General features: G+C 34.2%; 23 protein-coding genes. 18 read left to right on the top strand and 5 right to left on the bottom strand.

Annotation, left to right across the window (positions count from 1 at the left end; translation table 11 throughout):
• Positions 1-60 precede the first annotated feature (60 nt).
• Both U9R83_RS18320 and U9R83_RS18315 read right to left on the bottom strand, forming a co-directional pair.
• Complete coding sequence (locus U9R83_RS18320) at positions 61-2,676, bottom strand: ABC transporter permease (protein ID WP_328575359.1); 2,616 nt, start codon at positions 2,674-2,676, stop codon at positions 61-63.
• The gene (locus tag U9R83_RS18315) at positions 2,673-3,425 is read right to left on the bottom strand and encodes an ABC transporter ATP-binding protein (RefSeq protein WP_328575358.1); all 753 of its coding nucleotides are present in this window, start codon (positions 3,423-3,425) and stop codon (positions 2,673-2,675) included. Before U9R83_RS18315 ends, U9R83_RS18320 begins: the two co-directional genes overlap by 4 nt.
• Positions 3,426-3,575: 150 nt before the next feature.
• On the opposite strand from U9R83_RS18315, the gene U9R83_RS18310 reads away from it, so the two are divergent.
• The 18 genes from U9R83_RS18310 to U9R83_RS18225 all read left to right on the top strand — a co-directional run bounded on the left by U9R83_RS18310 (position 3,576) and on the right by U9R83_RS18225 (position 24,419).
• On the top strand, positions 3,576-4,277 hold the full coding sequence (locus U9R83_RS18310) for a response regulator transcription factor (RefSeq protein ID WP_108674853.1): 702 nt from the start codon (positions 3,576-3,578) through the stop codon (positions 4,275-4,277).
• Complete coding sequence (locus U9R83_RS18305; RefSeq protein ID WP_328575357.1) at positions 4,270-5,691, top strand: sensor histidine kinase; 1,422 nt, start codon at positions 4,270-4,272, stop codon at positions 5,689-5,691. The genes U9R83_RS18310 and U9R83_RS18305 overlap by 8 nt, the downstream gene beginning before the upstream one ends.
• A 561-nt stretch (positions 5,692-6,252) precedes the next feature.
• Complete coding sequence (locus U9R83_RS18300; protein ID WP_328575458.1) at positions 6,253-6,780, top strand: RNA polymerase sigma factor; 528 nt, start codon at positions 6,253-6,255, stop codon at positions 6,778-6,780.
• Positions 6,770-8,101, top strand: a complete 1,332-nt coding sequence (locus U9R83_RS18295) for a DUF4179 domain-containing protein (RefSeq protein WP_328575356.1) — start codon at positions 6,770-6,772, stop codon at positions 8,099-8,101. Before U9R83_RS18300 ends, U9R83_RS18295 begins: the two co-directional genes overlap by 11 nt.
• Positions 8,102-8,350: 249 nt before the next feature.
• Positions 8,351-8,947, top strand: a complete 597-nt coding sequence (locus U9R83_RS18290; RefSeq protein ID WP_328575457.1) for a GNAT family N-acetyltransferase — start codon at positions 8,351-8,353, stop codon at positions 8,945-8,947.
• Between the two features lie 1,171 nt (positions 8,948-10,118).
• Entirely contained in the window at positions 10,119-11,516 is a 1,398-nt protein-coding gene (locus U9R83_RS18285; RefSeq protein WP_208733035.1) for an MFS transporter, read from the top strand.
• A gap of 162 nt (positions 11,517-11,678) precedes the next feature.
• Complete coding sequence (locus tag U9R83_RS18280; RefSeq protein WP_014458886.1) at positions 11,679-12,359, top strand: transaldolase family protein; 681 nt, start codon at positions 11,679-11,681, stop codon at positions 12,357-12,359.
• Positions 12,360-12,446: 87 nt separating this feature from the next.
• Positions 12,447-13,118: a DUF4867 family protein gene (locus U9R83_RS18275; protein WP_140451168.1), complete on the top strand. Its 672-nt coding sequence runs from the start codon at positions 12,447-12,449 to the stop codon at positions 13,116-13,118.
• 56 nt (positions 13,119-13,174) lie between these two features.
• Positions 13,175-15,214 carry an alpha-glucosidase gene (locus U9R83_RS18270; RefSeq protein WP_328575355.1) on the top strand — a complete coding sequence of 680 codons (2,040 nt, stop codon included), beginning with the start codon at positions 13,175-13,177 and terminating at the stop codon, positions 15,212-15,214.
• A gap of 110 nt (positions 15,215-15,324) precedes the next feature.
• Positions 15,325-16,665, top strand: a complete 1,341-nt coding sequence (gene sftI / locus U9R83_RS18265; protein WP_140451170.1) for a sulfoquinovose isomerase — start codon at positions 15,325-15,327, stop codon at positions 16,663-16,665.
• Positions 16,666-16,749: 84 nt separating this feature from the next.
• Positions 16,750-17,484, top strand: a complete 735-nt coding sequence (locus U9R83_RS18260) for a GntR family transcriptional regulator (RefSeq protein ID WP_014458890.1) — start codon at positions 16,750-16,752, stop codon at positions 17,482-17,484.
• A 30-nt stretch (positions 17,485-17,514) separates the two neighbouring features.
• Complete coding sequence (locus U9R83_RS18255; RefSeq protein ID WP_328575354.1) at positions 17,515-18,948, top strand: aldehyde dehydrogenase family protein; 1,434 nt, start codon at positions 17,515-17,517, stop codon at positions 18,946-18,948.
• A 91-nt stretch (positions 18,949-19,039) separates the two neighbouring features.
• A complete protein-coding gene (locus U9R83_RS18250) occupies positions 19,040-19,942 on the top strand; it encodes an AEC family transporter (protein ID WP_016766289.1) in 903 nt (300 codons plus the stop codon).
• Between the two features lie 526 nt (positions 19,943-20,468).
• The gene (locus U9R83_RS18245) at positions 20,469-21,665 is read left to right on the top strand and encodes a GTP-binding protein (protein ID WP_116740115.1); all 1,197 of its coding nucleotides are present in this window, start codon (positions 20,469-20,471) and stop codon (positions 21,663-21,665) included.
• Positions 21,666-21,823: 158 nt separating this feature from the next.
• Positions 21,824-22,357, top strand: coding sequence for a dCTP deaminase (gene dcd / locus U9R83_RS18240; protein WP_047750166.1), 534 nt, complete (start codon positions 21,824-21,826; stop codon positions 22,355-22,357).
• Positions 22,358-22,500: 143 nt separating this feature from the next.
• Complete coding sequence (locus U9R83_RS18235; RefSeq protein WP_116740113.1) at positions 22,501-23,445, top strand: CobW family GTP-binding protein; 945 nt, start codon at positions 22,501-22,503, stop codon at positions 23,443-23,445.
• Positions 23,446-23,588: 143 nt separating this feature from the next.
• Positions 23,589-24,029 (top strand): Fe-S cluster assembly sulfur transfer protein SufU, encoded by a 441-nt coding sequence (gene sufU, locus U9R83_RS18230; RefSeq protein ID WP_208733039.1) that lies wholly within the window; start codon positions 23,589-23,591, stop codon positions 24,027-24,029.
• Positions 24,030-24,113: 84 nt separating this feature from the next.
• Positions 24,114-24,419: a PTS sugar transporter subunit IIA gene (locus U9R83_RS18225; protein ID WP_243556215.1), complete on the top strand. Its 306-nt coding sequence runs from the start codon at positions 24,114-24,116 to the stop codon at positions 24,417-24,419.
• Between the two features lie 198 nt (positions 24,420-24,617).
• On the opposite strand, the gene U9R83_RS18220 is transcribed toward U9R83_RS18225, so the two are convergent.
• Genes U9R83_RS18220 through U9R83_RS18210 form a run of 3 tightly spaced genes read right to left on the bottom strand, consistent with a single transcriptional unit; the run spans position 24,618 to position 26,329 of the window.
• Positions 24,618-25,145: an NAD(P)H-dependent oxidoreductase gene (locus U9R83_RS18220; RefSeq protein WP_243556218.1), complete on the bottom strand. Its 528-nt coding sequence runs from the start codon at positions 25,143-25,145 to the stop codon at positions 24,618-24,620.
• A gap of 49 nt (positions 25,146-25,194) precedes the next feature.
• The gene (locus U9R83_RS18215) at positions 25,195-25,842 is read right to left on the bottom strand and encodes an SDR family NAD(P)-dependent oxidoreductase (RefSeq protein ID WP_028414818.1); all 648 of its coding nucleotides are present in this window, start codon (positions 25,840-25,842) and stop codon (positions 25,195-25,197) included.
• 49 nt (positions 25,843-25,891) lie between these two features.
• On the bottom strand, positions 25,892-26,329 hold the full coding sequence (locus U9R83_RS18210) for a MarR family winged helix-turn-helix transcriptional regulator (protein ID WP_226555052.1): 438 nt from the start codon (positions 26,327-26,329) through the stop codon (positions 25,892-25,894).
• Positions 26,330-26,453: the final 124 nt, after the last annotated feature.

Here is a 26,453-nt window from a genome sequence, read left to right as displayed (position 1 = left end):
TGTTAAATTTAAAAAAGGAACCATTAAATAAGGCCAGCTAATCATAGCTGGCTTATATTATTACTCAGATAATTCTTTAAGGATATCCCTTTTCGACAAATACAATGCTGGAATTAAGGTTGCAATTAAACCCATTATAGGAGTAATAATTAAGCAAATTAATATCATCTTCCAAGGGAGAGTAACACTATTATTATCAAGGGATAGTAGTAGTTGGTTTAATAGTATGGATCCAAAAAGAACTCCTAGGATTCCACTACCTAATGTAACCATAGCGCCTTCTACTAATGTTAAACGAACTATACTTTTGGTCTTACTTCCTAAAGCACGAATTGTAGCAAACTCTCGTGAACGTTCTTGAAGGCTACTTGCCATACCATTCATTAGCCCTATCATAGCTAACAGACAAATTAACACAACACATGATAATAGAATGGTAACCCTCTGATTAAATTGATTATATAACGTCTCTAATTCAGTTTGACGGTTATATAATATAACTTTAGATGAAGGCTGACTTCCAATTAAAGTTTCAATCTTATTCTCTATATCACTTTGAGATTTTTTATCAAGTATTTTATAATAAACTTCATTTATACTATCTACATTAAAACGTTTTTTCATAAATTCAGGTGAAGTGTAGATACCTATGTCAGGACCTTCTTGCATAGGATAATCCTTTATAATACCAACTACTTTTAGACGGAGTATTTGCTCTTTAGACTTTTCATCTTTATACTCAAGTTTATCTTCTTTAAAATTTAATTCCGTATCATGAATAAATTTAATGTAGTCTCCTAATTTATAGCCTAACACTTTAGAACCATAATCTGTTATGACCACTCCACCTTGGTTTAATTCGTTTGTGTTTATAATTCCTTTAGTTACTTTTAAGGGTAAACTGTTCTTCATCTTATTAAAGTCTACACCTTGTAGAGCTGTCATCACTTCACTTTCTCTATTTACATTGTACAACATAAGCTTTGAATTCTTTTTAACATTAGATTTATCAAAATTTTGAGTGAATACCGTAATATCTTTATAAACTGGGACTGATTTTACCCCAGGAATGCTGTCGACCTGTTTATAAAAAGTTAACGGTAATCCAGGTTCATCATACTCTGAATTAGAGTCAATTACATGACTTAGAGGGTATTTCATTAATATTGATTTCTCCGTTGTATCTCTAACTGTAGTTAAAACACTTATCCCAACAATACTTATGATAACGCCTAGCATGGTTACACCTGCTATTTGTATGCTTCTTCGTAACTGCCTAATCGTATTACGACTTGCTAATAGACTATATTGTTTTAAAAAAGGTTTAATTATAAAGGATAATACTTTAACTGTACATTTTAACAAGAAAGAAATACCAACGAATGTAGATAAAATTAATATGGCAGCTGAAAGTATATAGATCTTAGGATTGTGGATTTTTATATAATTAAAAAAGCTTAGAGCAACAGATAGGAAAACTAAACAAACGCTAATAGTTGGTAAAACAATCCTTGTTTTATGTTCTGTATCAATAGATTGTCTATATGCTTGAATAGGAGATAATTTACTAGCTAAAGTAGCAGGAATTATACTTGCTACTATTGTTATAAGAATACCTAATAAAACGCTATGCATAATGGATTGCCATTCAATATAAATGTTTTGTACTGATATTCCACTCACTTTTGTTATTATACCCTTCAGGATAAAAGAGATTCCTATACCAAAAATGACACCTAGTATAGCAGATAAAGTTGCAATAATTACTGATTCGGAAATAACTAACCATGCTATTTGTGACTTCTTTGCACCTAACAACCTTAGAGTAGCTAGTTCTTTTTTCTTTTCCTGAATTGACATTTGCAATGTACTAATTAACAAAAGGGCACTCCCGATTAATACTGCTATATTTAATCCTTGAACAACAGGTTTTAGTCCTCCTAATTGCTCGCGCTCTTTATCCATTTTTACCTGTCTATCAATAAAAAAGTTAGGATCAATCTCTTTTAATTGATTTATTACTTGTCCTTTCGCATGCCAGTCGTTTAATTTAATCATTAGTGTTGTAACATGATTATTTTGAGAAGTAGCTTTAGCTAACCAATCATATTGGAATAAAACAACCGAGTGAAGGTATTCACTTTTCTTCATAATTCCTGATACACGTACGGTTTTTTCTTCATTTGGTGGAAATGGAAAAGTTAATTTAGAACCTATTTTTAAATTCTTTGTTTTGGCCCAGCTATATGGAATAACCACTTCAGACTTTCCAGGTAAATGACCTGAAGATAGCTTCGTGAATTCATGCTCCTTTGATAAAGAATCATTTTTTAATCCCACATACATTGGTTGTATTTCAATCTCTTTTTTATAAGGGTTACCTTTACCAATGTATGGATAAAGAAATGGGCTGGTTTGTTGAACATTGTCAAATTCATTAATTTTATCTACATCGCTATTATTTAAAAATAAACTAGATTTTTGATAACCTACTATTAAATCATAATTACCGTATTTCTCCTCAACTATGTTTTCATTTGATTTTTCTAAAGTACTCATTAATATATTGGAAGAAATAAGTAACATGAAGCCGATTGAAATCCCTATAATAGATAATATTGTCCGGCTTTTTTTTGATTTAAGAAAACTGTTTGCTAGAGAAAAAATTAAACTCATAATAAAATACCTTCCACTCTTGCAGTTATACTAGAAACTTTTTCTTTAGCAGATAAATTTTCGGTTTTCAATACTAATTCATCATGAATTGTTCCATCTTGTAAAAAAATCACTCTATGGGCATAGGATGCTACATTCGCATCATGAGTAACCATTACAAGGGAATGATTTAAATTATCACAAAAATGTCTCAAAATATTTAAAATCTCTTTTCCTGTTTTAGAATCCAAACTACCAGTTGGCTCATCAGCCAATATAATTTTAGGTTCTGTCACTAATGCCCGTGCTATTGCAACACGTTGTTGCTGCCCACCAGACATTTGGGAAGGATATGAATCTTTTAATAGACTAATTCCTAAAAGTTTTAAAATTTCTATTCCTTTCGTTTCTGCTTTTCTTTTTCCTGCAAGGTCAATGGGTAAAGTAACATTTTCCAAAGCTGTGAGAACGGGTATTAAATTAAAAAATTGAAATATAAACCCTATATTATCCCTTCTTAAAGTTGTTAAAGCAGAATCATTTAAATTGTTAATCTTTTGGTTACCCAGAATCACTTCACCTGTTGTCGGCTTATCTAGACCAGACATCATATTTAACAAAGTAGATTTTCCAGAACCACTAGTCCCCATAATGGCTAGGAATTCGCCTTCTCTGACTGTCACATTTACATTTTTTAGTGCGTAAAATTCATTAGAGCCCTCACCATATACCTTTGTAATATCTTCAAGGCTTAATATAGTTTTCATCATTAATAACCCCCTTATAGGGTTTATATTAAGAAAAATATCTAAAGATATTATTCAATAAATATAAAAAAAGTATCAAAATTAACAAAAATAAACACAAAAAGAATTTATTGTTATAATTAAGTGGAATTTAATTAATGAGGAGAACCTATTATGAATAAAAACATTTTAATTGTAGATGACGAGGAAGAAATAGCTGAATTATTAGAGGATTTTCTAAGTATTGAAGGTTATAAAGTCTATAAAGCTACAAACGGAAAAAAGGCAAAAGCAATTCTTTCTGAAATAGACATTCACTTTATATTGTTGGATATCATGATGCCAGAAGAGTCGGGTTTCACTCTCTGTAAAAGTTTAAGGGAATTGTATAGTATGCCAATCATTTTCCTCAGTGCTTTACAAAACGATACGGATAAAATTAGAGGATTAAACATTGGAGCAGATGATTATATTGTAAAAGATGCTACTCCAGGGGAAATCGTAGCAAGAATTAAGGCAATTGAAAGAAGACTAACTAATTTTAATAATCAATTGAAAAATAAAACAAATGAAGTTATACGGTTTAAAAGTCTAGAATTAAATACACTGACACGATCTTTATTTATACAGGATGAAGAAGTTACCCTAACAGCGAAAGAGTTCGATCTTATCAAGCTTTTCTTGACTAATCCTAATCAAGTTTTTACATATGACCAAATTATTGAGAAAATCTGGGGCTATAACCAGGGGGATTTTCATAGTGTAAGAGTCTATATTGGTAAATTAAGAGATAAAATTGAGGAAAAAACAAATGATTTTAAAATATCTACAGTGTGGGGAGTAGGGTATAAAGCAGAAGGAGTTTCAGGTGACTAATTTTCAATTATCTATAAAGAAATGGGCCTTAATCTTTTTAATTTTATTTTTAGTCATTCCTTTATTTATTACAAGATTAACTGTTCATCTGTATGAAAATTTTTACTCTCCTTACAAGAATGTGGAATTGGATAACTTAGATACATGGATGAAGAAGTATGTTTTAGATGATGTGAAACAATGGAATAATTTATCATGGCAGAGATCAATTAATGAAAAAACTAGTACATTAGGAATTAAAATAAAGCTAATAGATCGAAAACAAAAGCAAATATTTTCTAACATTAACAATTCTAATAAATATGAATTAAACTCAGATATTTCCAAAAATAAGGTGGGATTGTCAAGTTTCTTGGAAGAATATAAGGTTTATTCTAATGGCAAGTTACTAGGCGTAGTCTATGTACAAGATAATCGTACTTTTGAGACGAAACATACCCCTAACAGATGGATATCCTATGTAATCAATGAATGGGGAGGAGCGTTTATTTGGTTAACTATTTTTGTTTTAATTTTAGTAATTAGTGTAAGGTTTATTAAAAGAAAAATACTTTTTCCACTGAAGGAATTCAGGAAAGCTACTGACTCAGTAAGTAAACAAAATTTTAATTTTAATGTACCCCATACTCCAGTAAAGGAAATAAATCAACTTTCTGAAGCTATAGTATGCATGCAGGAAACATTAAAAGAGTCCCTGGATAAGCAGAATGAAATGGAAAAGGAAAGAAAAATTTTTATATCCTCTATCATACATGATTTACGGACTCCTCTTTTTTCTATTCGCGGGTGCTTGGAAGGAATAAAAAAAGGAATAGCCAATACGCCGAAAAAAATTAATAAATATGTTAATATTAGTTATAAGAAAGCAAATATTTTAAATGAACTGATTAATGATTTACATACTTTTACTACTGTTAATTATGTTGAACCTACACCTAAATTTAAAGAAATCAATATAACTGATACAGTTGATATCACGATTAAAGGGTTCTATCCAGCAGCCTTAACGAAAGGGATAAGCTTACAATCTAATTATAATGGTGAAGAGGTTATCATTATAGATGGAGATCAGTATCTCTTATCTAGAGCTTTAGAAAACATAATAGGAAATGCTATAAGGTATACTCCTAATAAAGGAGAAGTATGTGTCACGGTTACAACTATAAACGGAGAATATTGCAAAATAATTATAAAAGATACCGGTATTGGAATTTCACCTAGCGAGATTCCTCATATATTTACACCACTATATCGTGGAGAAAAATCTCGGAATAGAAAAACGGGAGGCAATGGATTAGGGTTGTCTATAGCCAAACAAATTATAGATCAACATAGAGGAGTTATTAAAGTTCATAGCAATAATGGGCAAGGAACTATTTTTGAAATTGTCCTACCTATTAAGACTACATCTTAGCAATGTAGTCTTTTAATTTTATTAATAATTAATGTTAAATGGAATTTTTTTCTCTGAGAACTGACCATACTCCATAATATGTAAAGATACATATCCATAAAAGTATACGTTAATGAATTTAAAAAATTATAAAAATTCAGTTTATACATAATGAAGGTCATCTATTCTTTATATGTGTACAGGCGGCTTTGTTTATATTTAATAGTTTGGGCATGCGGCATTTCTAACAACAATATTTTTAGGTGAATATACTGTTAAAATTGGTACGGAGGGTATCTTATTATATTTGTGGAGGACCTAGTTAAGGTACATTTTGTATACATCGACGTGACTCGTCCTTTTAACAAAAACATACAAAACTACATAAACGAGAAAAAGGAAATAGAGTATATTGCTTTTCAGTAATTTACTTGTAAAAAGTGGTGTTAAGTTGAATAAAGTGAGCAAAAACAAGGGATATGTATTTCTTGTTTTTTTATCTTCTTATTTTTTATAAAACTTTAAGCCAAATGCCAAGTAACTTTGTCTAATAGGTATAAAAGGAAAAAGCAGAGAGGATGAATTTCAATTATTAGGATCGTTAAAAAAGCTCAAAAAGGTAATGATAAAGCCTTTTTGAAGCTTTTTCAGACATATGAACAAGATATTTATCGAATGGCTTATGTATATGTCAAAAATAAGGACGATGCTCTTGATGTAGTGCAAGAAGTAGCCTACCGTTCTTTTAAAAAGATAAATACATTAAAAAGGCCCGAGTACTTTAAGACATGGTTAATTAAAATTACCATTAGGTGCGCAATCGATCATCTAAGAAAAAATAGCAAGGTCGTTCAATTACATCCAGAACATGAGGAAATCATCGGTTCAGACATTGAAGATATTCCCCTTACATTGTCCCTTCACCAACTAGTAGAAGAATTAAATGAAGATGAAAAAAGTGTGGTTATTTTAAGATTTTACGAAGGCTATTCTTTTAGGGAAATAGCTGAGACGTTAACCATTCCTTTGGGCACGGCAAAATCTATTTTATATCGTGCTTTAGCTAAACTTCGTAAACAAGTGAAAGGCGTTGGTATTTATGAAGAATAAACTAAAACAAGAACTTGAACAAATTGAAATTCCAAAAGAATTACATATGAGAGCCAAACTCGGTGTAGAAAAGGCTAAATTGGAGCAACCAAGAAGAACATTTAAAAAAGCAATTGTATTTCCGGCTGCCGCGGCCTTATTCCTTATAGGCTCTGCAGGTGTAAGTGCAGCGGCCTTTCCAAGTTTTAACCACTTACTATCTCTTGTTAGTCCTGACATTGCTTTGTTTCTTCAGCCTATTGAAACCACTAGTGAAGATAAAGGAATAAAAATGAAGGTTATAGGTGCCATGAATGATGATGAAATGGCTGTTATTTATGTTACGATGCAAGATTTAACCGGTAACCGCATAGACAAAACGTTGGACCTTTATGATTACACACTAACTGAAGGGCATATGTTTAATAGCCAAATTGTTGACTACGATAAAGATACAAACACAGCGACGTTACGAGTTCAAGCAAACGGAGGCACAAACTTAAACCATAAAAAAATAAATTTCCAAATAAGCTCTTTCCTTAGCCACAAGCATAACCATGATGGTATTCATGTAGACACTCACTTAGCAGATTTAAAAAATGAAGAAGTAGCGACAGTTTCTATTAACTCAGATAGTACGTCTGGAGGTGGTGGAGAGATGTTTGATAAACTTGAAAAAGGTGAAAAGATAGAAATCTTGAAACCTAACGAAACCACTCTTTCTCTACCAAAAATAAAGTTTATGCATGTATCGAACATTGGAATTGTGGATGGTCAACTTCACGTTCAAACAAAATGGTCCGATGACGATATCGATAGCCACGGAGATTTTTACTTAGTTGATTCCTTTGGAAAGCAGATAAATGCTTCTTCTAGCGTCCATTATGGAGTAGATAAATCAGGGAAAACCGTTTATGGAAATAAATATGTAGAATATATTTTTGATGTAAATAATGAAGATCTTAGTAAGTTAAAGCTGATGGGACACCTTGTATCTAACGGTAATTTTACAAAGGGTGATTGGAGCACTACATTTAAACTGCATTCTGTAGAAAATGAAAAAAGCCTGAACTTTAATGAAGACTTTGGCAGTTGGAAAGCGACTAAAATGACCCTTTCATCTCTAGGTGTAACGCTATATGGAAAAGGCCAATTTAAAGATACTGATAACATAAAAGTGAGTGTGAAAATGAAAAATGGAAGCATTCAATCACTCGACTCATTACAAAACTTTAGTGATAATAAAAGCGTTAAAGCTAAATTTCTACCTTCTTCTCCGTTAGATTTATCAAAAATCAAAGCAATCAATGTAAATGGTATAGTTGTTAAAGTATCTAAATAAAAGATAAAGCTAAGTTTCTTACTTATCGCACTAAGAAACTTAGCTTTTTTAGCATTAACGATTTTAATAGCTCGCCTTAACGTTGATTAGTTAAGGTTACAATACATATGGATTGGAAAGATATACGTTTAAAAAAGTATCCGTAATAGTACTTTCTTACCCCACTAAATAAAAACTTTTGGTATAAACGAGGAAATTTATAAGTGATAAAAGAAAAGGTCTTCTTAAGCGATTAATAAGTTTAGGAGGATTTTCTTGTATATAAGAGATTATAAAGAAACAGATGAAACTGAATGGCTTCGGTGTAGAGTATTATCGTTCTTGGACACTGCTTATTTTGATAACGTTCTTAGAGTGAAAGAGAAATATAAAAATTCAGCTGTTGAGCTAGTGGCTTTAGAAAATAAGCAAATTGTGGGACTTATTGATGTTGAATGTGAATCTCAAAAAGGCACGGTTTGTTCCGGTTTAGAGAGCGGGCTTGGAGGTATGATCTGGCATCTTGCTGTTCATCCAGATTTTCGTCGCAAGGGAATTGCCAATCAACTGCTTTGTGAAGCAGAAAATCAAGTTAGAAAGCTAGGGATTACTTATCTTGAAGCGTGGACTCGGGATGATCACTGGGTAAATAAATGGTATTTAAAAAACAATTTTAAAACCACGGCATCTTATTTACATGTATTCCTTGAAACATCTACGGAAATAAAAAAAGCCCTTAGTAGCTCAGTCCACTATTTACAGCCAGTTCAGGCATTTGCCCATTATACAGGGCCTGAAAAGGAAAAGATTATTCGTGAATACGATAGAGTGCATGAGTGCTATTGCTATCAAAAGGAACTCCTGTAATGATGACTAATTCTTTTGTGTTATCGATCAAACTTATTTTTATTAGGATATTTCTAGGAATACTCTTTTTTAAACAATAAGATTTATAAAGTGATATTAAAGCTACTTTGGACGAAGTAAAAAAATAAGTTGGGGCTAATGTAATACCTGTTTCAACAATCAAAACAGCCTTTAGATTGGCAAATCTAAAGGCTGTTAGTATATCTAGATATTTAATATTCCTTGTATGTAACAGTTACATCCTTATAAACACTAGGACTTATTGGATCAAATAGATAATGAATTTTCAATTTGTTATGATCTATCCATTCTAATTTGTAATTATCCTCGTAAAACATTCTGTAACCATCATCACCACGAATATCCACAAGTTTTTTTGATAATAATTTAAATTTCAACAGTTGATAGACCTCACTATGACGCGTTTCTTTAACCACAAAAGCTTCATTCCTGCTAGGAGAATAAAAAGTAGTGTATGCAGTATCACTATCTATAAGCAGCCACCAGCAAAAATTACTTACTATGAGAAAGGTCGAACATATAACAGTAAAGGTTTTTAAAGTTTTATCTTTTAGTTTATACATAATAATCGTGGTAACGGATAATAAGATTACGGTATTTATAGTGAGGTTAATAGTGTCCTGAGAAAAGTTGGTGCCTTGCACGTAAATGCCATTCACATTTAGAACAAGCATTATAATTTTGAGTAGAATACTTAATACACAAATGAATAACGTTATAACAAAATTTCTTCCCAAATTGATTTTACCTCTTTTAATTTTTAAATCCCTTTTAATCCCATTTTATCATAATTATTCTTTGGATAGATCTTTATATCATATATAAAACTAGTGTACATAACCATTCTTTCCGGCACACAGCCCAAAAAGAATCCTTATTCCCCAAGGGACATCTATAGATTTATTGTTATTAGTATTCAGCCTTTTGTAAATAAAATAAAAAAAACACTTGATAATTTGTATGCGTTTTCATATTATAAATAAAAAGGTAGTAACTTTTTAAAAAACATTGTGATGTTATGAAAGAGGGGTGATTTTAGTATCAACTTAGAGGAGGTTATAAGTTTGGAAGTGTATCAAAATTGTAATCTCCTATGTGATGCATCTTTAATGTGAAGTCTTAAAATGTGTTAATCAAAGGGGGAGAACTTATGGAACAGCCATTGGTTCAAAATGTAGAACATTCAATTAATACGCCTAAGAAACTAAGACTTAAAGAGAAGGTTGCTTATGGATTGGGAGATGTAGGAAATAACTTTATGTTAGACTTGGGTCAAATTTATTTGCTGAAGTTTTATACCGACGCGTTAGGCTTGCCTTCTGCAACAGCAGGTTTAGTATTTTTAATTACAAAAATATGGGATGCGTTCGCTGATATTACAGTAGGTACTTGGATTGATAATCGAAAGAAGATAGGTCCTAAAGGCAAATTTAGACCATTCTTTCTTTATGCTGCAATACCGCTTGCTTTGATAACGATAGTCAGCTTTACTAATCCCGATTTTTCAATAACCGGAAAGATTATATGGGCATATGTAACGTATATGGCATTTGGAACGATTTATAGCATTTCAAATATTCCTTATGGATCAATGGTACCTGCGATGACAAAAGATCCCGTTGAACGAGCAGAAATGGCATCATTTAGACAAGCAGGATCAAATTTAGGCCTTCTTATTACAACTGTAGGGTTTATGCCGATTGTCTTAATGTTTAACAATCAATCTACTGGTTATTTAGTGGCTGTATCTATTTTTGCATTTTTGGGCGTTTTATTACAAGTCTATTGTTATGCCAATGTAAAAGAAAGATATGTGTATGAAAAACCCCAAAATACAAATGTAAAGCTGACTGACAGCTATAAAGGGCTTTTTAAGAATACGCCTTTACTCATTCTTTGTTTAGTTAATTTGTTTACCTTTTCAGCTTTTAACGTCAAGCTTGCTGTACAAGTCTATTTTTGTCAGTACGTTTTAAAAAATGTAGCAATCGTTCCTTATATGGGCTTTTTTAGTATCGGCTGTGTATTTATCGGCGTAGCAATGGTTCCTTTCATGGTTAAAAAAATTGGAAAGAAATCTACGTACATATTAGGGTGCGCGATTTGGGCTGTAGGAGACATTTTAGCTTATGTTTTTGCAGATAACGCAGTGATCTTTATTACATTAGCTTGCTTTGCTTTCTTCGGAAGCTCATTTGTAAACAGTTTAAACTGGGCATTAGTTTCTGATGCTGTAGAGTATGGCGAATGGAAGACTGGAAATCGATCTGAAGGTGTTGTGTATTCTTTCTTTACGTTCTTCCGTAAACTTTCTCAAGCGCTTGCAGGCTTTATTCCTGGCGTTGTGTTAGGAATTGTGGGTTACGTTCCAAACGCGGTGCAAAGTGCAAATGTACTGGAGGGAATCAGAGGGTTAATGTTTATTTATCCAAGTGCATTAGCAATTGCAACGATTATTGTCATGTTTTTCTTTTATAAACTTTCAGATGAAAAATACAATAAAATCGTAGCGGATCTTGCTAAGGGTAAAAATAGAATACCAATGTAAGATGATAGGTAAAATAGACGAAATACAAAATTAATTTAATAATCTAGCAAAAAGTACTTGAAATATTGGTGGCGTTTTCATATTATAAATACAAAGGTTATTACAAATTATATAAAGGTTATTATCTTTTAAGGATGATAATCACTTACTGGAGGTATAAAGATGAAGTATTTTTTAGATAGTGCTATTTTAGAGGAAATTCGTTACGCGTATGAAAACTGGGCAATTGATGGGGTTACAACAAACCCTCGCCACATTATGAACAGCGGTAAACCATTCTTAACGGTTTTAGATGAATTTGCAAGTGAGTTTAAAGGAGTCGAAAATTTCCCGATTTCAGTGGAAATTAATCCTCATTTAGATAATGCCAAAGATATGGTAGAAGAAGGGACAAAGATTGCTAAGTTATCTTCAAACTTTGTTATTAAAATTCCATGCACAGAACCTGGTTTAATTGCAGCAAAGGAATTTGAAAAACAAGGTATTTCTACTAACGTCACTCTTGTCTTCTCGCCATCACAAGCACTTCAGCCTGCAAGAATCGGTGCTAAATTTGTATCTCCATTTGTCGGCTGGAAAGAAAATAGCGGGGACGATACAACTCAATACATTCAGGATATTGTGAATATCTATAAAAACTACGATTACAATACAGAAATCATTGTTGCTGCTTTACGTAATGGTAAACAAATTGTAGATGCGGCAAAAGCTGGTGCGCATATTGTGACTTGCGGATTTGATGTATATAAAGAAAGCTTCCAGCATGCGTTTACAGACTATGGTTTAAACAAATTTCGCAACGCTTGGGATAATACAGTCACAGAAGCTCCTGTCTTAAAATAAACATATGTATTTTATAAAAGGCGCCTCTTAGAATCTTATTATCTTCTTGGAGGGGCTTTTTATATAGCAAAAGGAGAGAAGAAAACGTTGAGCAGCTTTCAATACATGAAAGACTTAAATAAACATATACCTTTTTATCATATAGAGGACAGCAAATTTAAACATTATGGAAATGTAATAAACGAGTATGATTTCAATGAACTAGAAACATATATGGATAGTTTAACTATTCCTCAAGATCAGAATGTGTATGTAGCATCCGTCACGGAGATGGAAAATACCATTATTAAGAATCAGCTTCAAGAAGCTTTTTATGGTGAGATGCCTATTCAAATTGGATATTGTAATGGTCCTAATTCAACCTTAAATGGTCTCGAGTATCATAAAAGCAGTGAAATCAATATCGCTATAACGGATATGGTTCTTTTATTAGGTAAGGTACAGGGAGTTGAAAATAACTTTTTTAATTCAAGTGATGTAATCGCTTTCTTCGTACCTAAGGGAGCAGCAATTGAGTTGTATGGTACGACATTACATTTTGCTCCTTGTAAGGTCAATAATGAAGGGTTTAAAACAATCGTCATTTTACCTAAAGGAACAAACGATCCGTTGTCAACTAATATTCAAAAAAGAACAAAAGAAGATGAGTTATTGTTTATGAAAAATAAATGGTTAATTGCTCATCCTGAAAGAGAGCAATTAATTAATAAAGGTGCACATCCCGGTATAAAAGGAGAAAATATTAAAGTTTATCAATAGAGCGCATGAATGCTAGACAAAAGACTAAGCTCTATTAATTGATGGGAGAGATAAAAATGTCAGGTACCTTAAACGTAACTAAAGGGGTAAATGTGGAGATCTTACAAGATGGGTTTGAAGTTGCTCTTAACGGTGTAGTTCTACTTCAGCATACAATACAAAAGCCAATGCTGTTTGTTGGTTATGGAGAAGAAACGATTGAAATGTATAGAGGGAACTTTGATATTAAAGATTATGTGACCGAACGTACAGCTCTTCGCTACGCGAATGTTGAAGAAGTAGAAGGGGCATATAAAATTGATTTCTCCAGCTTTAAAAATGGAGATACTATGCTGTCTCTTATAGTTAAGGAAGAAGAGAATCGTCTAAAAGTAGAATACCAAAAACACGATGCGAACATTAACCGCTTTTGGTTACGAGTAGCTGCAGATGAACAGGAAAAAGTCTATGGATGCGGAGAACAACTTTCTCATTTTAATATGAGAGGAAAAAATTTTCCTTTATGGACATCTGAGCCGGGTGTAGGAAGAAATAAACAAACATATGTAACATGGCAAGCTGATGTAATCGATAAGGCTGGAGGAGATTACTATAATACCAATTTTCCTCAACCTACATATGTATCTAGTAAAAAGTACTATTGTCATGTAGAAACAACAGCATACGCGGACTTTGATTTTCGCAATGAGGCGTTCCATGAACTGCAGGTTTGGGAAGTACCTAAATATATGCTGTTTGAAACGGCGGATACGTACCTTGAATTAGTTGAAAAAATTACCGGTTTATTCGGAAGACAGCCCGAGCTACCAGACTGGGTATATAACGGCGTGGTTTTAGGCATTCAAGGTGGTACAGATGTTGTTGAACAAAAATTAGAAAAAGTTTTAGTAAAAGGTATGAAAGTATCTGGAGTATGGTGTCAAGATTGGCAGGGCAAACGTATTACTTCTTTCGGCAAACGTTTAATGTGGAATTGGAAATGGAACGAGAATGAATACCCGGAGCTAGATAAAAAGATTGCAGAGTGGAAAGAAAATGATATTCGTTTTCTAGGTTACATTAATCCATATGTAGCCATTGAAGGTGATTTATATAAGGAAGCTGAAGATAAAGGGTACTTAGCATTAAATACGGAAAGAAATACGTATTTAGTGGATTTCGGTGAATTTTATTGCGGAGTTGTTGATTTTACTAACGAAGAGGCTACCGAATGGTATAAACAAGTTATTAAAGAGAACATGATTGATTTTGGATTAGACGGATGGATGGCCGACTTTGGCGAATACTTACCAACTGACGTTGTGCTCAAAAATGGAGTCGACGCTAAGATTATGCATAATGCTTGGCCGACAATGTGGGCAAAAGCGAACTATGAAGCGGTATCAGAAGCAGGGAAACTTGGTGAAATTGTATACTTTATGCGTGCCGGATATACGGGCATACAAAAATACTGTACGCTTCTTTGGGGCGGAGATCAAAGTGTAGATTGGTCGCTAGATGATGGTTTGGCTTCTGTTATTCCTGCAGCTTTATCATCAGGAATGAGTGGCTGTGGCTTACACCATAGTGATATTGGAGGGTACACAAGTCTACATGGTAATAAACGTTCAAAAGAGCTTCTGATGAGATGGGCAGAAATGGGAGCCTTCACGCCTATGATGAGAACACATGAAGGAAACCGTCCTGATGATTGTTTTCAGTTTGACGGTGATGAAGAAGCACTAGAGCATTTAGCAAGAATGTCTAATGTTTATGTAGCGATTGCACCTTATATTAGATCACTTGTAGAAGAAAATGCGCGACGCGGAATTCCTGTTCAGCGACCTTTGTTTATGCACTATGAAGAAGATGAAAAAACATATGATATTCAATACCAATATTTATTTGGTGAAGATGTACTTGTTGCGCCGGTTCATCAAGAAAATCAAACAGAGTGGGAAGTATATTTACCAGAAGATCAGTGGGTCCATGTATGGAGCGGTGAAGAGTACACAGGAGGATCGGTCACTGTTCAGGCGCCATTAGGTTATCCACCTGTATTTTACCGTAAAAAATCTATATGGAGTGAGTTGTTTTCTAAACTAATTCACATCTAATTTAAAGGCTATTTATATAATGTAGTCAAACGGAGAAATAGTATTGATAAAGGTAATGATGTATCTTAAAATGGTTATAACAAATAGTTTTACGACAAGGGGAACTCTATATGCAAAATACAACAGTTTTATATGTGCCTATAGGTAGAAAAACATTTGATATTGAAGTAGCTGAAATGTATCGTCAAAAAAGTATGGAGTGGCTGAAAGGCAACTGCAGTACTCTTATCGCGCCGGAGCAAATTATAACATCAGTTGAAGAATTACAGGGATTTCTTGATTCAATTAAAGGGGATAAGATTGATACCGTCTTATATCAAAGCGTTACGTTTGCCGACGGTGAATTTATGGTTAAGATATTGGAGTATTTTAAACAGCCTGTAATTGTTTGGTCCGTACGTGAGCCAAGTGTAGGGGGGCGTTTACGTTTAAACTCGCTAACAGGTGGAAATAGCACCAGTAATGTGCTGCGCAACCATCAGCATCCGTTTGCATTTGTATTTGGAAATCCAGATGAGAAAGCGTTGCAGGAGCGTCTATTAAGACAAATTAACGTTATGGGCGTGCTAAAAGCATTAAATGAATTAAAAATTGGGGTAGTGGGAGATTATCCGCCGGGATTCTTCTTTTCACAAGCTAACGAAGATGAATTAAAAAGCGCACTTGGAGTAACCCTTCATAAGATGGATTTACAAGAAGCGTTCAAAGAGTGCGTAAAGCTTCCAGAACACGAATGGATAGGGGAAGTTGAGCGTGCAGAAAAGCAGGTAATTGGTTTAAATCGAAATGATGAAACGGTTACTAAATTTGCTCAATTTTCCACATATATTAAAAAGCACATTCAACGTGAAGAGTTAGATGCACTAGCTATGCGATGTTGGCCAGATTTCTTTAATGATTTAGGAGCTGCTCCATGCTCAACGCTGTCTCAGTTTACGGAGGATGGAATGGTAACGTCCTGTGAATCGGATATTCATGGATCAATCTCCATGTTTATCCTGCGTGAGTTAGCAGGTGGAAATGCGCCTTACCTAGGGGATTTAGTTCACATAGACGAAGAAAAAAACTCAGTTGTTTTTTGGCACTGCGGTGCAGGAGCATATTCACTTGCCAATCCTTCTACCGGAGCAACAGCAGGGGTACATCCTAATAGAAAAATTGGTTTTGCGATGGATTTTGGATTAAAAGCAGGAGAAGTAACGATCTTCAGGGTAAGTCATACGCCTGATGGATATCGCCTTCTAGTGATGAAAGGAGATGCCTTAGATGTAGAGCAGCCTTTTACAGGTACGTCTGTAGAAGTGGAACTGGCGACAAATGCATCAGACACACTTTATGAACTTATGCACGCGGGGTACGAACCTCACTTTGCACTAGTGTATGGTGATGTCACAGAACATCTAATTGAACTAGGACGTATGCTTAATCTAGAAACAAAGGTCTATATCTAAGAAAATCGTACTTCTCTGCTACAGTAAAAGTTAGCCAATACTATATAATAATACCAAACGCTAACTTAAAAGGAGTTTGAGAACATGAAAGATACAATCGGTTCTAATAAAAATATCGCGCTTTATCTTCAAGTAAAAGATGTCTTAATTAAACGTATACAAGAGAAAGTTTGGAAGCCCAATACGTTAATTCCAACAGAACAAGAATTAATGCAAGAATTCGATGTAAGCCGTACTACCTTAAGACAAGCTATTTCTATGCTAGTACAGGATGGACTGCTAGAAAAAAAACAAGGCAGGGGGACAATCGTAAAGCCTCAGCCACTGATCGGCGGCAGCTTAGGCAAGCTTAAAGGACTAGCAGAAGAAGTAGCGGAAAAAGGATTAACACCGAATTCAAAGCTCATTCGTACTGATTTTAAAAAAGATTTATATTATGAAACTTCCATGCTGGAATTGGATGCTGGAGAAGAGGTTTTAGTTATTGAACGAATTCGTTTTGCCGATGAGGTGCCTATTGCCATTGAACGTTCTTGTTGGCCTACGCATATTGGGAAAATACTAGTTGAACAAGATTTAAATCGTGCAAAATTTTATGAGGTACTAGAAGAGAATGAAATCTTCTTAAAACGAGCTAAAGAGAAGATATCTGCGATTAATGCAACCATTTATGAAGCCGATCTGTTAGGCATACGAGGCGGAGAAGCTTTACTTGAAATGACACGAGTAAGTTATGGTTTTGATGATAAGCCACTTGAATTTACGGTAACAAAATATCGCAGTGATAAATATCATTACAATATTGAGCTTACAAGATAAAACGCTAATACAATTGGGGATGTGGAGATAATGACAAGTTTAACTCAAGTCAAACAATATGGTTTATATGTAAACGGGGAATGGGAAACAACAGCAGAAAAAATGGAAGTCTTAAATAAATATACGCAGCAGCCTGCAGCTGAAATCTCAGTAGCTACAAAAGATGATGTAAATAAAGCTGTGGCCAGCGCGAAAGAGGCGTTAAAAAACACTTTTTCACCATATGAACGCTACGAGGTATTAATGAAAGCAGCTGAGCTACTGCTAAGCCGCCAAGAAGAATTTGCTGAAATTTTGGCTACTGAAGTTGGAAAGTCTATTCGTGAATCTCGCGGAGAAGTTGAGCGTGCGGCTACAACTTTACAAATTTCAGCGGAAGAGGCAAAGCGTATTCATGGAGAAGGTGTACCTGTTGAATCGGCTCAAGGCTCGGAGAATCGTATGGCTTTTACAGTAAAAGTCCCGGTTGGAGTTGTTGCAGCTATCACACCGTTTAATGTGCCTATCAATCTAGTTTGTCATAAACTTGGACCGGCAATCGCAGCTGGGAATAGTGTAGTATTAAAGCCTGCTGAAGTCACTCCAATTTGTGCGCTCAAGCTAGCTAAGCTAATGGAAGAAGCAGGGCTGCCAAAAGGGCGCCTTCAAGTATTGACTGGAGATGGAGCAGAAATTGGTGAATGGTTATTAGAAAACCAGGATGTTAATATGTTTACGTTCACAGGAAGCCCAAGAGTAGGAGAACTTATCCGATCTAAGGCAGGTTTACGTAAAGTTTCACTTGAACTAGGAAATAATTCGGCTACTGTCGTACATAAAGACGCTGATTTAGAAAAAGCTGCATCTTTAATTTCTCAAAAAAGCTTTAATAACGCAGGACAAGTTTGTATTTCCGTTCAACGAATTTATGTTCATACGAATATTTATACTGCTTTTGTTAATAAGCTAAAAGAAAAAACAGAAAAGTTAGTAGTTGGTAATCCAATGGATGAGCAAACGGATATTGGACCTATGATTCGTCTTAAAGAAGCAGAGCGAGTGGAAGAATGGGTAAAAGAAGCGGTGGAAGAAGGGGCAAAAATTGAACTTGGAGGAAAGCGTGATGGTGCTTTCTATCTTCCTACAATTTTGACCAATGTAAATGATGAGATGAAAGTTTGTCGCCAAGAAGTATTCGGGCCAGTAGTAGCTATTGCTCAATATGACGAGATTGATGAAGTGATTTCAAAAGTAAATGATTCTGACTATGGGTTACAGGCAGGCCTTTTTACGAATGACTTACAGTTTGCTATGAAGGCAGCTCGTGAAATCGAAGTAGGCGGATTAATTGTAAATGATGCTTCAGCGTATCGTGTTGATCATATGCCATATGGCGGTGTGAAAAAGAGCGGTAACGGAAAAGAAGGGCCAAAATATGCAATTGAAGAAATGACTGAAGAACGTATCATTGTTCTAAATTTATAATTTATTAGTTTAAATGAAAGACCTAGATTTTTAATTTTCTAGGTCTTTCATTTGGAAAATAACAAAGAAAAAATGACGAAGGTGAACAAACATGGAGTTCCTAACAATCCTCCTTCCTATTTTCGGGATTTTTGCACTTGGATTTATTGGACAAAAGAAAATAGGATTTGATACCAAAACGATTTCAACAATGGCACTTTATTTGATGTCTCCAGTTCTAGTGTTCAAAACATTTTACACAACCAAATTTACGATTGATTACTTATATCTTACGTTATACACATTTGCACTTTGCTTTGCATTAATTGCTGTCGTCTATATTATTGCTTATTTCCAGCGATATTCTACTTCAGAAACCTGTGGAATGATATTAGCGTCCTCATTTATGAATAATGGAAACTACGGTACGCCCGTTGTTTTATTACTTTTTGGCGTGACAGGCTTAGACTCTGCTATTATTCTAATGGTCATACAGCAATTGGTCATGTGTACAGTGGGAGTTTACTATGCAGCTAAAGGAAGTCCACAAGGAAATGGTATAAAATCAGCCATTGACGCAGTTCGACGGATACCAATTGTGTATGGGGGACTTTTAGGAGCTATATTTCAGTTTCTTCATATTCCATTAAGCAACTCTGTAAAAGAAGCGGTTGATTTAGTAGCGGGTGCAGCTATTCCCACCATCATGATTGTACTTGGAATGCAGCTAGCTAAAATATCAATTAGAAATTTAGCCAAAGCAAAAGTTTCATGGTCATTAGCGATCAAACTTGTGATCTCGCCATTTATCGCTTATATACTAACACTTCTGTTACCGGTGGACGAGATGGTGAAACAAATAATGATTATTATGGCTGCTATGCCCACAGCTGCGAATACAACTATGTACGCGCTTCAATTTAATACAGAGCCGGAGTTTGTATCAAGTGCAACGTTAATTAGTACCTCCTTAAGCCTTGCTACATTACCTATCATTTTTCTAATTGTTTTATAAAATGACACAGAAAAACGTTCCAATATAGGTTGAAAAAATAATTTTATTATATGACTTTAAAAGGAGTAGTCAACGTGAATTCTCCTCATAATGCTGTTTTAAAAAGATATTTAAAATTTATTTTCTATTTTAGTTTTGTGTTCTTCTTATACTTTTACTTCACCTATAGTTTTCAACACTACCTGACGAAATATTTATTTCTTAATTGTTTACTGACAGGGATCTCTTTTTTAATTCGAAATTTAAGAGGTTATACGGAAAAACTGTAAAGGCATCGCTAAAAGAAAAAACTTATTAAAAGGACCTATGGATTCTTTTAATAAGTTTTTTTGGGTTTTAGTATGATCCTTGAGTATATCTATACAGCGGAGGGGCTCCAATCACTAGTGAATAAAAAGAGCGCCTTACAGCTCATATAAAAATACAAGAGAAATAAATAACAATTTTACTAAATTTCTTGCTTTCATCTAATCTACATAGTATATTTAAATCGTAATGATTACGATTTGTGTATAGGAGTGTTCCAATGAAGAAAATACCTGTTACCGTTTTAAGTGGCTATTTAGGCTCTGGAAAAACTACATTATTAAATTATATTTTAAAGAATCGACAAGGATTAAGAGTAGCAGTCATTGTAAATGACATGAGTGAAGTCAATATCGATGCTGAATTAGTAAAGCAGGGTGGAGATTTATCTCGAACTGAAGAAAAGCTTGTTGAAATGTCAAATGGGTGTATTTGCTGTACTTTAAGAGAAGATCTTCTGATTGAAGTAGAGAAATTAGCTAAAAGAGGAAATATTGATTATATAGTAATTGAGTCTACAGGCATAAGTGAACCCGTTCCTGTAGCACAAACGTTTTCATATATCGATGAAGAAGTAGGAATTGATCTAACTCAATTCTGTAAACTTGATACGATGGTGACGGTTGTAGATGCAAATCGCTTCTGGAAAGATTTCGAGTCAGGAGATTCTTTACTTGATCGTAAAGAAGCGTTAGGAGAAGAGGATACAAGGGAAATAGCAGATCTACTAATTGACCAAATTGAATTTTGTGATGTGCTGATTCTAAACAAATGTGACCTCGTAACAGAAGATGAGCTGCTGAAATTAGAGAACGTACTAAGAACATTACAACCTAGTGCTAAAATTATTCGTGCTAGTCATTCACAAGTTGATTTAGGAGAAATTTTAAATACGAACTTATTTGATTTCGATAAAGCGAGCGCTTCGGCTGGCTGGATAAAGGAACTCAATGAAGGTCATCATGCGCATACACCTGAAACAGAGGAATATGGAATTAGTTCTTTTGTCTATGACATAAAAAGGCCTTTTCATTCAGAACGTTTTACTGAATGGGTTTATTCAATGCCAAAGCAAATAGTTAGAGCTAAAGGGATTGCATGGTGCGCTAGCCGAAATAATGTAGCACTTTTAATGTCTCAAGCTGGACCATCTGTAAGTATTGAGCCTATTTCTTATTGGGTTGCCTCCTTGCCAAGAAACCAACAAGAGCAAATTATTAAACAAAATCCGCATTTATTGGATGAATGGGATGATCAGTTTGGTGACCGTCATACCAAATTAGTATTTATCGGTGTGGATTTAGAACAAGATAAAATTGAAAAGGAATTAGACCAATGTCTTCTAACGGAGGAAGAGCTGGAAGAGGATTGGAGTAAGTTTACAGATTCCTTCACTTGGAAGTTACAACAGGCGTAGTAGAAAATATCTTATCTCATTTGTGGCTTCTAAAATGTCAAAAGGTTTGATTTATACTGCAATCGAAGGAAGCAGGTTAATACTTTTTAACCTGCTTATTCTTCATAAGGTGTAATGATTGGTTTTTTATAATAAAACGTAAAGAAAGCGAGAATATGATGATTTTATCTGATAAAACTATCGAGCAGAAAATAAAAGACAAACAATTACATATTGAACCTTTAACGGATAATCAAATTCAACCTGCTTCAGTGGATTTAAGAATAGGATCTAGCTATTTAAAGGTTAAAGAGCATCAAATAGGTGTTATGTCTTTAGACCAAGAAATTAAATATGAACACCTGAAAAATGATGAAATAATTATTCCGCCGCATTCTTTCTTGCTGGCAACTACATTGGAGTACATTAAACTTCCCAACGATTTAACTGCCTTTGTAGAAGGCAGAAGCTCTATAGGCAGAATGGGGTTGTTTATCCAAAATGCCGGCTGGGTAGATCCAGGGTTTGAAGGACAAATTACTCTTGAACTATATAATGCTAACCGCCTGCCCATAAGGCTAATTAAAGGATGGAGAATTTGCCAACTAGTATTTGCCCAAATGGATCAATCGACCATTAATCCTTACAGAGGAAAATATCAGGGACAAAAGAATGCTACTGGCAGTAAAATTTTCTTAGATGAGGGTAGATAGAGGAATTAAGATTAATAGAAGAATTCCGGTATGATGTGAAACAACAGAGTATAACAAAAGATATATTGAAACTAAAAGTAAGCGCTCAGGTCATATGAAAGAAACGAAACATTGAATATAAAAGAAGAAATGAGTGAAGATAGGTGAAAAAAATTGAAATATATATACTTGGTGGTTTTTTAGGGAGTGGAAAAACGACCTTATTACAAACTATTTTAGAGCAAGAGAAGAAACGAAAGAAAAAAGTGGCTGTTTTATTAAATGAAATAGGAGAGCACTCTGTTGATACAGATATTATTGGAAGAGAAACGCCGTTAAGAGAGCTTTTAAATGGCTGTATTTGCTGCACGATGAAGGATCAATTAGAACTGCAGCTGTTATCTCTCTATCAACAGCATCAACCAGATGTTATTTACATAGAAACAACGGGAGTTGCACATCCTTTAGAAGTTTTAGACGCCTGTTTATCCCCTATTATTGCGCCATATATTGATGTTAAGTCTATTATTAGCGTCATTGATTTAAGCAGATGGAAAGATCGCAAGAAATTGAATAAATCGATTCAGAAGCTGCTTGTAGAACAAATAAAATATAGTGATCATTTAATCTTAAATAAAAGTGATTTAGTGACCAAAGAAGATCAATTATCTCTACAAGAGGAAATAAGAGAGGTGAATACTAAGGCTCAAATGAGCAGAACAACATATGGGAATATTTCATCCCTAGAAGAAATTAATCATTCCTTTCATTCCTCTGTGGATAATCATACTGAACTACACGTTCATCACCATCTGCATATTCAAACGATGACTTATCAATTTGAAGGTAAAGTTATAAAAGAAGAATTTGAAAAATGGATAAAAGAACTGCCTGGTACTATTTATCGAATAAAAGGCTTTTTACAGTTTGTAGGAAGTGAGGAAGATACTTATTTATTTCAATATTCATATGGAATTCCTTACTCTTTTCCACAAAAAAAATCCTTTCCAAACAATCTCGTCTTTATTGGCGAAAAATTTGATAAAGAAAAGTTAAACAAAGAGTTAAAAAGCTTAGAAGAAAGCGCGAAGCAAAAAAGCTTTCTATAAAAAAGACGAAATCTTCACAATTTACCTATCTAATAAGGGGGATAGGTTGTTTGGTTCTGATTAAAGTAGAAGAAAAGGTGTAAGAAAAGCCTCGATTTTCTATCAGTAAATCGTTTTCTTCAAAAGCATAAGGGAGGAAATAAATGAACCTAGATCATTTATACAAGCATGTAATAATGGATCATGCGAAAAATAGAAGAAACCACAGATTGATGGAATCCCACACTCATAAAGTACATTATAAAAATCCTACTTGTGGGGATATCATGACAATGTATGCAGTCATTAAAGGCGATAGAGTGCAAGATATATCTTTTATAGGAGAAGGTTGTTTTATTAGTATGGCTTCTTCATCAATGTTTACAACCATAGTAAAAGACAAAAAAATAGAAGAAATCAAGGATATTTCTACCCTTATAAAAAATATGATTGTACGTGGAAGTAAAGTAGAAGATCCTCAAATACAAGATGCGATTAGTTTAAAAGATATTCATAAGCTGCCTGCAAGACATAATTGTGCGTTAATGCCTTGGCAAGCATTTGATAAATTGTTAAAAGTGAAACAAGAACAACAAATTAAGTAAGAAGCAAAAAAATTATGCAGCTCCATTTTTGACAAACCCTCTCAAGAATCATTGTAAGACCTTAATTAAATGGTGTCGTTCTATGTGTTACCTCATGCAAAAGAAATATATGCACCTATCGCAGGAGCAATCGATTCTATTTTTCCAACTAAACATGCCTTTACAATGAAAACTGACAGTGGAATCAGCATTTTGGTTCATATTGGTACCGATACAGTACAGCTAGAGGGCATTCCTCTTGAGCTTAGTGCTAATGAAGGAGATTATGTGAAACCAGGTGATTTCCTAGGTACTGCTGATTTTGATTATATAAAAGACAAGGGTAAGGGAATAGAAATGTATGTGGTTTTTCCAGAACTTGATGATTCAAAAAAAATTAACGCTGACTAAAAGGGATAGGATTAGTAGTCAAGATATTATTGGTACGATTTGATTGTTCGGCAAACATAGAAGATAATGGTGTCTGCATGTAGAATAGTGAAAAGAGGTAACAAAAAAGACTAAGCGCCTTCGCGTTAGTCTTTTTTTTATTTGGACTACAATTTTTGTGAGAATATATCAGATGTTTTGTACAAAGATTGTCCGCGCTTAAAAGGTAAGCTTGAGGTGATGCAACAACTCCTCAGCACTTTCATGGACTTGTTCGTTCGTTAAGATACGTGCTCCTTGTTTTATGAAAGAGGGCAAAAATCGCATACCGGTCAAGTTTGCTGTTGCTTGAAACGGTTTGGTTAGTTCACTCATGCTGAAAAGGTTAGATCCACCAGCTTGATAGGCTGCTTCAGGTCCGCCTGTTGAAATGGCTAACATAAACTCTTTTCCATGCAATTTTGTGCCTTCAGATCCGTATGCCCAACCATAACTAAGAACAACATCCTGCCACTCCTTTAATAAAGAAGGACTGCTGTACCAGTAGAGCGGGAATTGAAACACAATCCGTTCGTGTTCAAGCAGCAATTGTTGTTCGTAAGCAACATCAATAGTACCGTTTGGATATGTGGCATATAAATCATGAACAGTAATGTCGCTCTCTTGACTCAAGCGATCTTTCCATGTTTTGTTAATGGTTGAAGTGGTTAAATTGGGATGTGCAACAATAACTAATGTTTTTTTCATAAATAAACTCCTTTTATATTTGTATATACAAATGATGTGTTAAAAATTTTTACTTTTCTTCAAAAGTGACCTCTACGTCTTTTCGGTTTTCAAACATGTGATAGAAGGTCTCAGCAATATTTGCAGGTGAGACGTACGTTCCTTCTTCAACAAAACCCTTAATAGTCAACGTTCCAACGTAAATTCCTTTTGAAGCAAGTTCTTGATTCAAGCTATATGCTAAATTACGAATGCCTGCTTTTCCAATCGCTAATGAAGAATAGTCAGCATATGGATGAAGAGCTAATCCGCCGCCTGTTAACAAAATGGCTCCGTTTTGCATATGGGGAACTGTTTCTTTAACAGCAGTAAGAGCTCCAGCTACACTGATTTTAAAATCTTCTACTAATTGATCAGCGCTCAATGTTGTTGGTTTGCCAGGTCTTCCTGAAGCAGCATTGTATAAAAGAACATCAACTTTTCCATAAGTTTTAATTACTTTATCGATGGCTTTTCTTAAAGATTCTTCAGAAGAGACATCACCTGGAAATCCTTTTGCTATAATTCCGTCGTTTTTAAGTTCATCTTCATATCTCTGTAAGGAGTCCATACTGCGGGAAATCATAGCCACTTTGAATCCTTCTTTTCCAAATTTTCTTGCTGTATTTAAGCTAATCCCTGGACCAGAACCAACAATTAGTAATAGTTTTTCAGACATATTAAATCCTCCCATTATATTTGTATATGCAAATGAAGGGGTAAAAAAATTACGATTCTTTCTCTAACTTATTGCTCGCTTCATGCAGCATTTTACTTAAGTCTTTACTAAATTCATCTCCTAATATTTCTGAGTAATTAGTAAACAATTCTTTTAACGAAACGCGAAACTGATGATACACTTTTTCTCCTTCATCCGTTAACGAGATCCGCGTCTGCTTTCCATCCATTTTTTTGACGACAAGCTTTAATTTTTCAAGTTTATCAATAAACCTCGTACTTGTAGAAGGAGCAATTGATAGCTTGTGGCACAGTTCTTTCTGAGTGATATCCGGATGAAACTTTACAATCATAATCATGTAAAGGTAGGAAGGAGCGACGTCACCAAAATTAAATGTTTTTTCAGCTAATTTTGTAATGTTGCGAGCAAATCGGCTAGCTGTAAAGTAAAGACAGTGTATTAATATTTGTTCTTCTTCATTATTCATGTAATCATTCCTTTTCTTCATTTGCATATACAAATTAACACGTAATAAAAGTAAAGTCAACTAAGTTGTGGTTGAATATTTGGTTCAGTTGTGCCGTCAACGCGAAAATAATAAAAACGAAAAA

The organism is Priestia sp. LL-8 (assembly GCF_036227845.1).
Taxonomy (GTDB): Bacteria; Bacillota; Bacilli; order Bacillales; family Bacillaceae_H; genus Priestia; species Priestia zanthoxyli.
This window is presented reverse-complemented; position numbering and strand designations above follow the sequence as displayed.

Coding starts and splice junctions, on each gene's coding strand:
- U9R83_RS18320 (WP_328575359.1), bottom strand. CDS start 2,676: ATGAGTTTAATTTTTTCTCTAGCAAACAGTTTTCTTAAATCAAAAAAA.
- U9R83_RS18315 (WP_328575358.1), bottom strand. CDS start 3,425: ATGATGAAAACTATATTAAGCCTTGAAGATATTACAAAGGTATATGGT.
- U9R83_RS18310 (WP_108674853.1), top strand. CDS start 3,576: ATGAATAAAAACATTTTAATTGTAGATGACGAGGAAGAAATAGCTGAA.
- U9R83_RS18295 (WP_328575356.1), top strand. CDS start 6,770: ATGAAGAATAAACTAAAACAAGAACTTGAACAAATTGAAATTCCAAAA.
- U9R83_RS18285 (WP_208733035.1), top strand. CDS start 10,119: ATGGAACAGCCATTGGTTCAAAATGTAGAACATTCAATTAATACGCCT.
- U9R83_RS18280 (WP_014458886.1), top strand. CDS start 11,679: ATGAAGTATTTTTTAGATAGTGCTATTTTAGAGGAAATTCGTTACGCG.
- U9R83_RS18270 (WP_328575355.1), top strand. CDS start 13,175: ATGTCAGGTACCTTAAACGTAACTAAAGGGGTAAATGTGGAGATCTTA.
- sftI (WP_140451170.1), top strand. CDS start 15,325: ATGCAAAATACAACAGTTTTATATGTGCCTATAGGTAGAAAAACATTT.
- U9R83_RS18260 (WP_014458890.1), top strand. CDS start 16,750: ATGAAAGATACAATCGGTTCTAATAAAAATATCGCGCTTTATCTTCAA.
- U9R83_RS18255 (WP_328575354.1), top strand. CDS start 17,515: ATGACAAGTTTAACTCAAGTCAAACAATATGGTTTATATGTAAACGGG.
- U9R83_RS18250 (WP_016766289.1), top strand. CDS start 19,040: ATGGAGTTCCTAACAATCCTCCTTCCTATTTTCGGGATTTTTGCACTT.
- U9R83_RS18245 (WP_116740115.1), top strand. CDS start 20,469: ATGAAGAAAATACCTGTTACCGTTTTAAGTGGCTATTTAGGCTCTGGA.
- dcd (WP_047750166.1), top strand. CDS start 21,824: ATGATTTTATCTGATAAAACTATCGAGCAGAAAATAAAAGACAAACAA.
- sufU (WP_208733039.1), top strand. CDS start 23,589: ATGAACCTAGATCATTTATACAAGCATGTAATAATGGATCATGCGAAA.
- U9R83_RS18220 (WP_243556218.1), bottom strand. CDS start 25,145: ATGAAAAAAACATTAGTTATTGTTGCACATCCCAATTTAACCACTTCA.
- U9R83_RS18215 (WP_028414818.1), bottom strand. CDS start 25,842: ATGTCTGAAAAACTATTACTAATTGTTGGTTCTGGTCCAGGGATTAGC.
- U9R83_RS18210 (WP_226555052.1), bottom strand. CDS start 26,329: ATGAATAATGAAGAAGAACAAATATTAATACACTGTCTTTACTTTACA.